This is a genomic window from Pedobacter psychrodurus, from assembly GCF_004331735.1.
In the GTDB taxonomy this organism is placed as follows: Bacteria; Bacteroidota; Bacteroidia; order Sphingobacteriales; family Sphingobacteriaceae; genus Pedobacter; species Pedobacter psychrodurus.
Window position 1 is genome coordinate 1 of the sequence record NZ_SJSO01000043.1, and the last position, 9318, is coordinate 9318.

Genomic DNA, 9318 nt, shown 5'->3' on the forward strand with positions numbered 1-9318 from the left:
GAAACATCAATCCCAATAAAAAAATTTGTAGAGACAATCATCCTGTTATTTTTTATGTTTGTAATAGTTACCTAATTTTTACCCCATCGATCCTAGTCCTTAATAATGGGTATTGCCCTAATTGTTATCTGGTCACTAAGGGAAAAAACGGTAGCGGATTGCATCATGCTATAGGTATAAAAACCTTGACGAAATATTAATGTGCCGCTACCGCTTTAGGTAATCTGATAATTAAGCTAAGTAAAATAAATATTAGATTTTCTTAAATAATATATCAAAACAAATCTAAAGGACGATCGAGAGTATAATCGAGTGAAACATCAATCATTATTAAACTCAGGTTATGATTTAAACCTATCAGGTTTCAAAAACCTGATAGGTTTGATAGCGCAAGCGCAACAAAAAAGCAGCTACAAATTAATGCAGCTGCTTTGTAAGTTTATTGTTCAGATCCGCTTATTATTGTTGTGGACCCTGTTGTGGGAAAAACATCGACAGGCGGCTTTCTAAACTGTTAAACGTTTTCTGTAGTTTATCACTTAACTTATCCTGCCCTGCAGCTTTACTCGTTTTTATCATTCTATCCAGGTAGTATAAACCGGTTTGAATGTTCTGTGATCCGGTTAAACCTTTTGATTGTGAAATATCAGCCAGGTAGTTTAATTCCTTATTGATATAATCGCCAGATTTGTCTAAAATATCATTGGCTCTGGCAGTTTCCCCTAGTTTATATAAGTTTTCAGCCATGTAGAATTTCACTACAACTGTACGGATACCGAAGAATTTATCAGGCATTACCGCAAAATATTTATCTACTACTTTTTTGGCATCAGCAATTTTACCTTCTTTAATTAAGCTGTTGGTTAAGCTACTGAAGATATTGGTGAAAATGAAAGTATCATCTGATGACTGTGGATCTAAATATTTAGCGGTTTTCATATTTCCCCACTTAAATTTAGTCATCACATTATTGTACAATACAGGAGTATTTAATTGCTCTGGTCTATCCTCAGATGCTGTTGTATCAGCTTTAAGTGGCAATAAACGCATGGCTAAACCTTCGCTGTATAAATACTTATCTAAGCCGTTATATTGCTCAGAAGGTACTGTAGAAGCGAAATAAATTGGGCGTTTCCAGTTGTTATGTGCAAGGATATCGAACATGGCCAAAGTTCCTTTAGTAACATAACCTTTATTAAATTTCCAATCCATTGTGGTGGTAATTTTTGAAGCATCAGCTGCTGAAACCGTTCCTGTACTCACCACTTGTTGCGGATCTACTGTAATTTTAAGGTTTTTAGTTGGCAAGAAGTTAGATTTTGATCCATCCTGCATTGGTACTTTATCGCTCTCATCGTTTGATAACAATAAATCAACTACATTTTTAAGTTCAATACTACCTGCAATTTTGTAATCATCGTATGGCATTACATCTCTTTCTCCTTGTACATATTGCTCAGGTTTCATTGAAATTGGCAATGGAGCAGATTCATTTTGTTTTTGTCTTAGGCCGTTAATGTACCAATCTGTATCGAATAAACTTAAGTTTACAATACGTACGTCAGGGCGAACATTTTCTACCTCTTGGATATACCAAAGCGGGTAAGTATCATTATCGCCATAAGTAAATAAGATAGCATTTGGCGCACAAGATTGTAAGTAGTCCAAAGCAATATCATGTGGAACCATTTTCGTAGAACGGTCATGGTCATCCCATCCCTGCTCGGCCATAATTACCGGTGCAGCCAATAATCCAATCACCGTTGCGCCGATGGCACCGGCAGTTGGGGTTAGTTTTTTAAACAACCACTCTTTAATAGCGAGCGCCCCAAGCCCGATCCATATCGCAAAGGCATAGAACGATCCTACGTAAGCGTAATCCCTTTCACGGGGCTCCAATGGTTTTTGATTTAAGTATAATACAATGGCAATACCGGTAAAGAAGAATAATAATGCAACAACTCCGGCATCTTTTTGGTTACGTTTGAAATGCCAAAGTGCACCAATAACGCCTAAAATTAATGGTAAAAAGAAGAAACGGTTATACGCTTTATTATCAACAGTTGATGGTGGCAGATTAGTTTGATTACCTCTCAACATTGCATCAATTGGTTTAATACCGCTAATCCAGGTGCCTTCATGTCCGCTACCTTGACCCTGCTCATCATTCTGACGGCCAGCAAAATTCCACATGAAATAACGCATATACATGTAGCCAATCTGATAGCTGAACAAGAAACCAACATTATCTACCAAATTAGGATTTTTGGTGTCATCTAAGCGCATCCATTCTTTATAAAAAGCCGCATGTTTAGGGTCATCGCTATACATGCGTGGCAATAAAGTGTTGTTGTTATACTCGTAATCGGTTTTTTTACCAGCTACCTCGTATTTTTCTTTTCCTTTTCTCCAAATGGTTTTACCTTCAGTAACACCTACTCTTTCAGAGTTATAATTAGGGCCGTAACCTAATGGTCTATCGCCATATTGCTCACGATTTAGGTAACTTAAGAAAGAGAAAGCATCTTTAGGCGCACTGTTGTTTAAGTTCGGATCGGCCTTTGCCCTGATGATGATCATCGAGAAGGATGCATAACCGAAAATGATTAAAACGGTAGAGATTAAACCTAAGTTTAATAATTTCTTTTGGTGTTGAATCGAATAGCGGATTCCCCAAACCAAGGCGCCGATTAATAAAATGGCGAAGAATAAAACACCCGTTCCAAAACCAAGACCTAATGTGTTAACAAAGAATAAATCGAAATACGCACCGAATGAAACCAGGTATTGGATAATACCATATTGGATTACCGCTAAGATTAAAATACCAACAATAAGGGTTTTTATAATTCCTGATGTTGTTGCTTTATCGGTTCTTTTGAAATAATAAATAAAAGCAAGTGCTGGGATCGTTAACAAGTTTAACAAGTGGATACCAATTGATAAACCCATAATATAGGCAATAAACAATAACCAACGATCGGCGCGTGGCTCATCCGCATGTGCTTCCCATTTAAGGATAGCCCAGAATACAATCGCTGTAAATAATGATGATTGTGCATAAACCTCCGATTCCACTGCCGAAAACCAAAAACTATCAGAGAAAGTATAAGCCAAAGCGCCAACGGCACCTGCACCCATAATACTGATCAATTTGCCAGTTGTTAGTTCTTCCCCAGCTTTTAACACTGTTTTTTTAGCCAATGCAGTGATGGTCCAAAATAAGAATAAGATAGTTGCCCCGCTCGAAACAGCCGAACCTACGTTCATCCAGTAAGCGATTTTGGTTAAATCTCCAGCTGCAAAAATGGAGAAGAAACGTTGGAGCATTAAGAATAAAGGTGCACCTGGTTGGTGAACAACCTGCATTCTAAATGCCGATGCGATAAATTCACCGCAATCCCAAAAACTGGCAGAAGGCTCTAAGGTTAAAACGTAAGTTAGTGTAGCAATTACAAAGCAGATCCAGCCTACTATATTATTAACTTTTGAATAATTCATTGGTTTGTTTAATGATATTAAAAATTGTTTTCACATAAAAATGCTGCCGAAATTAACTATTCTAGTCGATAAAACAGGTAAATTTTTCGATTGATTTAACAATTTTTAACGGCTTAAGGCCTTTAACATAAAGGATTTTAATTTCTCTGCGAAGCAAAAACCCATAAGCGGAAATGCAAAATCTGCCTATGGGTTAAAAATTAGAATGTTTTTTGCTTAGCCTGCTGCAAATGGGGTAAACCTTGCAATCAGATCGTTGTATTGTTTTTCGAGACTTTTGCTCAGCTCAGCTTGTTTAAATACCTCAGTTAATTTTGCCATTTGTCCCAAATAGCCAAGATAGAAACGCACATCCTGCTCTGATGCTAGCTGGTTTTTGCTCTCTGAAACATCAGCCAGGTGGGTGAGTTCTTTGCCTAAATAATCGGCCGTTTTTTTGATCATCGCATTTGCACGGTTTAAATCATTTAAGCGATATAGGCTTTCGGTGAAATAATAAGTACTCATTACCTGACGCATACTATGAAATTTAGCAGGAATCACCTCAAAATATTTATTAGCCACTTTTTTGCTTTCGGTAATTTTACCTTCATTTATTAAGCCAGTTAATAAACCGTTAAACATATTCGAGAACATGGTTACATCATCAGCAGATTGCCTGTCTAAATGGTTGGCATTTTTAATGTTGCCAAAGCCATATACATTCATCAGGTTATTGTACATCGGTTTCAGGTTTACACGATCAAAATCTTGTGTAATTGCGGTATCGGGTGTTAAGGGCAGTAACCTTTTGTTTAAGCCTTCCGAATAGAGGTATTTGTTAAGCCCTATGTATTGCTCATTTGGCATTGCACCGCTAAAATAAATCGGTCTTTCCCAATTATTATGTGTTAAAATATCAAATAAAGCTAGGGTACCTTTGGTTACAAAATTCGAATTGTAAGTCCATTCCATGCTGCTTGCAATTTTGCCTGCATCTTCCTTTGGTACGGTTCCGGTATCTAAGACCTGCTGCGGACTTACCGCCAGTTTAAGGTTTTTGGTAGGCAGTACATTGTATTTAGAACCATCAGTCATGGTTACTTTATCTTCGTCATGATCGGATAGGAGCACGTCTAAAATTTCCTGTAACTCGATATGTTGCGCAATCTTATAATCCTGATAGTACATAATATCCCTCGTGCCTTCAACATATTGCTCATGCTTTAAGGTGATGGGTAAGGGAGCAGATTCATTTTGTTTTTTTCGCATCCCATCGATATACCAATCGGCAGTGAATAAACTAAGGTTTACCACCCGCACATCCGGACGGATATTCTCTACTTCCTGCGCATACCACACCGGGTAGGTATCATTATCACCATAGGTGAATAAGATAGCGTTAGGGGCGCAAGATTTTAAATAATTAACAGACATATCCCTCGCCAGGTGACTATCAGAGCGATCATGATCATCCCAGCCCTGGTTGGCCATAATCATCGGGGCACCTAACAAGGCTATAATCGAAGCAAAAATATTGGCCCGCACAGGTGTTAATTTTTTGAAGATAAAGTCTTTTAATCCAAAAACACCTAAACCTATCCAGATTGCAAAGGCATAAAATGAGCCCACATAGGCATAATCTCTTTCGCGTGGCTCAATAGGAACAGAGTTGAGGTAAACGACAATAGCGAGGCCCGTAAAAACAAACAGCAGGCCAATAATGCCTGCGTCCTTTTGGTTGCGTTTAAAATGCCAAACAGCACCAATTAAACCGATAATTAATGGCAAAAAGAAAAATCTATTGTATGCCTTATTTTCTACAATAGATGGTGGAAGGTTTTTTTGATTGCCAAGCCTGATCGCATCCAATGGTTTTACACCACTAAGCCAGTTTCCGTCCTTTCCACCAAACTGTCCATCTTCATTATCCTGTCTGCCTACAAAATTCCACATAAAATAACGTATGTACATTTGCCAGGTCTGGAAAGATAACATGTATTTTAGGTTATCCAACAAGGTAGGTTTGTGCTCATCATTAAAACCCATATAGCTTTTATAAAAGTTGATGTGTTCCGTTTTGTCGCTGTACATGCGTGGCAGTAAAGTTTTATCGGCAAAAACATATGCCGATTTTGTTCCGGCGAGTTCGTATTTTTTATCGCCTTTACGGATAATCTTGCCCGTTTCTTTAATGTCGGTTTTTTCTGAATTGTAGTTCTCTCCATAAAACAGTGGCTTGTCGCCGTATTGGTCACGACCAACATACCTTAAAAAAGAATATACATTATCTACATTATAGTTGTTTAGGTTTGGTTTTGCCTGCGCCCTGATAATGAGTAACGCAAAAGAGCTATATCCAAAAAGCAGCAAAACGGTAAATAACATGGCCAGGTTTAAAATCCTTTTATTTTTAAGGATAGAATAACGGATGCCATAAACCAAACTTCCAATAACGAGAACTGCAAAGAACAATATGCCCGTTCCAAAACCTAAGCCCATGGTGTTTACAAAAAAGTAATCGAAGTTGGCTGCAAAAGATATTACATATTGGATGATGCCAAATTGTACGGTCGCGAGGATAGCAATCGAAACAAAAAATACCTTTAAAATGCTTTGCCAGTTGGGCGATGGGTCCTTTTTGAAATAATACACAAATATTAAGGCGGGGATGGTAAGCAGGTTCAAGATGTGTACACCAATAGAAATCCCCATCATATAAGCCACGAAAAGTAACCATCGGTCTGATTTTGGTTCATCAGCCTGCGATTCCCATTTTAATATGCCCCAAAATACAATAGCACTACAAAGCGACGACATGGCGTAAACCTCAGCTTCTACAGCCGAAAACCAAAAGCTATCTGAAAAGGCATAAGCCAAAGCCCCAACAAAACCTGAGCCCATAATACCGATGATTTTTTGGTTCGTGATTTCTTCACCTTTTTTAAGCACTGTTTTCTTGGCCAATGCGGTAATGGTCCAGAACAAAAAGAGGATGGTGCCTGCGCTTGCAAGCGCAGAAGATATATTAACAAAATACGCTACTTTGGTTTTATCGCCAAAAGCAAGTGCCGAAAACAACCTTTGGATCATCGAAACTATTGGGGCGCCCGGCTGGTGAACCACTTCCATTCGGAAGGCTGAAGAGATAAATTCGCCACAGTCCCAGAAACTTACAGATTGATCTAAAGTTAAGATGTACGTGAGTGCGGCAACGATAAAACAGAGCCAGCCTCCAATGGTGTTGATCCTTGAGTAATTCATAGTTTAATTTTAGTCTTTGATAATAAATGATTTAAGTGGTTCGCAGTAAAAAAAGTCGCATAAAAAAAGAAAATGTTGCACGCTATATGATGATTTTTTTATCTTTGCATCGCAAACAGGAATAGCGGGAAAGAAATTAAAAATATTTTAAAATCACTCTTGCATATTTAAAATAAGGTTCCTACATTTGCATTCCCTTTCGAGGAGAATATCCTTGATAAGTTTTTGTCCGATAGTATAAGGGTAGTACAACGGTTTTTGGTACCGTTTGTCTTGGTTCGAATCCAGGTCGGACAACGAAAATTTAATATCGGATCATGTTTTAAATGGACATGATCCGATTTTTTTTAACCGTAAACTACACGAACCCATGCCATTGCAGTTTAACCCGGTAAAACTTTTTTCCGGAACAGGTTCTAAGGGATTATCACTTAAGATTGCCGAACATTACGGCAAGCCACTTGGTAGCGTAACCATTCACAAATTCAGTGATGGAGAGTTTCAACCTTCCTTTGATGAGTCAATTCGTGGTAGTGATGTTTTTTTAATCCAGTCTACTTATCAGCCCAGCGATAATTTAATGGAACTTTTGCTAATGGTTGATGCTGCTAAAAGAGCATCGGCACATTATATTACGGCAGTTGTTCCTTATTATGGTTTGGCCCGTCAGGATAGAAAAGATAAACCGCGTGTAGCAATCGGCGCCAAATTGGTGGCTAACTTATTAAAATCAGCAGGTATTCACCGCATTATGACGATGGACCTACATGCTGCACAGATACAAGGTTTCTTTGATATTCCGGTTGATCACTTAGATGGATCGGTAATCTTTGTGCCTTATATCAAAAGCTTAAAATTGAAAAACTTAACTATTGCATCGCCAGATATGGGTGGTTCATATAGAGCACGTACTTTTGCTAAGTTTTTTAATGCTGAGGTAATTATTTGCGATAAACGCCGTAAACGTGCCAACGAAATCGAATCAATGTCGATTATTGGTGATGTGACCGGACAGGATGTGGTATTGATTGATGATATTTGCGATACTGCCGGAACCTTATCAAAAGCTGCGGCTTTGATTATGGAAAACGGAGCAGCAAGTGTAAGAGCGGTTTGTACACATGCGGTATTATCAGGCAAAGCAATAGAAACGATAGAAAATTCGGTATTAACCGAGTTAATCGTTACGGACACCATCCCGTTGAAACAGGAAAGTCCGAAAATCAGGGTGCTAAGCACCGCCAGTTTATTTGCAAGGGCAATTGCCAATGTAAACGAACATGGTTCAATTAGTGATCTGTTTAGGGTATAGCGTTAAGCGTATTGCGATAAGCGTTTAAAACGCCAGCCGCCAAACGCAAAGCAATAAAAAAGAGTTTAAATAAGGTGGAGGGTAAAAGGTTAAAGGCTTAAGGTCTTGATACTCGATACTTAATATCGACTACTAATAAAGATAAAATAAAAATAAAATGAAAACAATCGCAATTAGCGGTTCTCCAAGAGAGAACGTAGGGAAACGCGATGCCAAGGAACTTCGTTACGAAGGTAAAGTTCCGGCGGTATTGTATGGTGGAAAAGAGCAACAACACTTCGCTGTAGTTATTGCTGACTTAAGAGATGTTATTTATACCCCGGATGTAAACTTTGTGGAGATTGAGGTTAATGGTACTAAAACTAAAGCTATCGTAAAAGACACTCAATATCACCCACTTACCGACATCTTAATGCACATCGATTTTCTTCAGTTATTTGATGAGAAAGAAATCGTTATGGAGATCCCGGTTAAATTAACAGGAACTTCTCCAGGTGTTAAAATGGGGGGTAAATTAATCCAGAAATTACGTAAACTACGTGTTAAAGCATTACCAGCTGATATGCCACAAAACGTAGAAGTAAGCATAGAGAAATTAGAAGTAGGTAGTTTAGTTCGTGTTCGTGACCTTAAAGGTGATAAATACGCAATTACCAACACTCCTGAAGATACTATCGTTTCTGTTGCAATGTCTAGAGCATTAAAACAAGCAGAAACTGAAGCTGCAAAAGGTAAAAAATAGTACAGGGATTTCACTGATTAATGTGATTTCACAGATTAGAGCGGTGCAAAAGCAATTTTGCACCGCTTTTTTTGTTGAATTTTTGATTAGTCTACGCTAAATGCCTAACGCTATCCGCTCAGCCATCCATTAAAAACCTGTTTGAAAATGAATGAGTTAAATTCTTGGTTTAGACTCCCGACTTCGGACTCCTGATTTCAGACTTTTCGCTTTAGTCTTTGGGGATCAAGCAAAAAAGTTGGGGATTTGAGAATTTTATTTAATTTTGTTCAACATTATTATTTTGGACACCTCGATACTATCTTTTATACTTCCTGAAGGCTTAACCGAATACTTTGAACTTGATAAGTTTGAACTTTCTGAAGGCTCTTATCATATTTATCTTTTAGAAAAAAACATTCACCCTGAGGAGTATTCAGGTGAGAAATTGATTTCTAAAGGCTTTTTCGATGAAATTACCGTTCGAGACTTTCCCTTACGTGGCAAGCCTTGTTTTTTGAAAGTGAAGCGACGTAAGTGG

General features: G+C 38.1%; 5 protein-coding genes. 3 read left to right on the plus strand and 2 right to left on the minus strand.

Annotated elements, in window-relative coordinates; genetic code table 11:
- Positions 1–459: 459 nt before the first annotated feature.
- A complete protein-coding gene (locus EZ456_RS24710; protein ID WP_131534861.1) occupies positions 460–3501 on the minus strand; it encodes a glycosyltransferase family 117 protein in 3042 nt (1013 codons plus the stop codon).
- A gap of 216 nt (positions 3502–3717) precedes the next feature.
- Positions 3718–6744: a glycosyltransferase family 117 protein gene (locus EZ456_RS24715; RefSeq protein ID WP_131534863.1), complete on the minus strand. Its 3027-nt coding sequence runs from the start codon at positions 6742–6744 to the stop codon at positions 3718–3720.
- A gap of 370 nt (positions 6745–7114) precedes the next feature.
- On the opposite strand from EZ456_RS24715, the gene EZ456_RS24725 reads away from it, so the two are divergent.
- The 3 genes from EZ456_RS24725 to EZ456_RS24735 all read left to right on the plus strand — a co-directional run.
- Positions 7115–8056 (plus strand): ribose-phosphate pyrophosphokinase, encoded by a 942-nt coding sequence (locus EZ456_RS24725; protein WP_131534865.1) that lies wholly within the window; start codon positions 7115–7117, stop codon positions 8054–8056.
- Positions 8057–8213: 157 nt separating this feature from the next.
- The gene (locus EZ456_RS24730; protein ID WP_131534867.1) at positions 8214–8798 is read left to right on the plus strand and encodes a 50S ribosomal protein L25/general stress protein Ctc; all 585 of its coding nucleotides are present in this window, start codon (positions 8214–8216) and stop codon (positions 8796–8798) included.
- A gap of 283 nt (positions 8799–9081) precedes the next feature.
- Positions 9082–9318 (plus strand): ISAon1 family transposase N-terminal region protein (locus EZ456_RS24735; protein WP_131532281.1); only part of this gene is annotated, 237 nt, incomplete at its 3' end.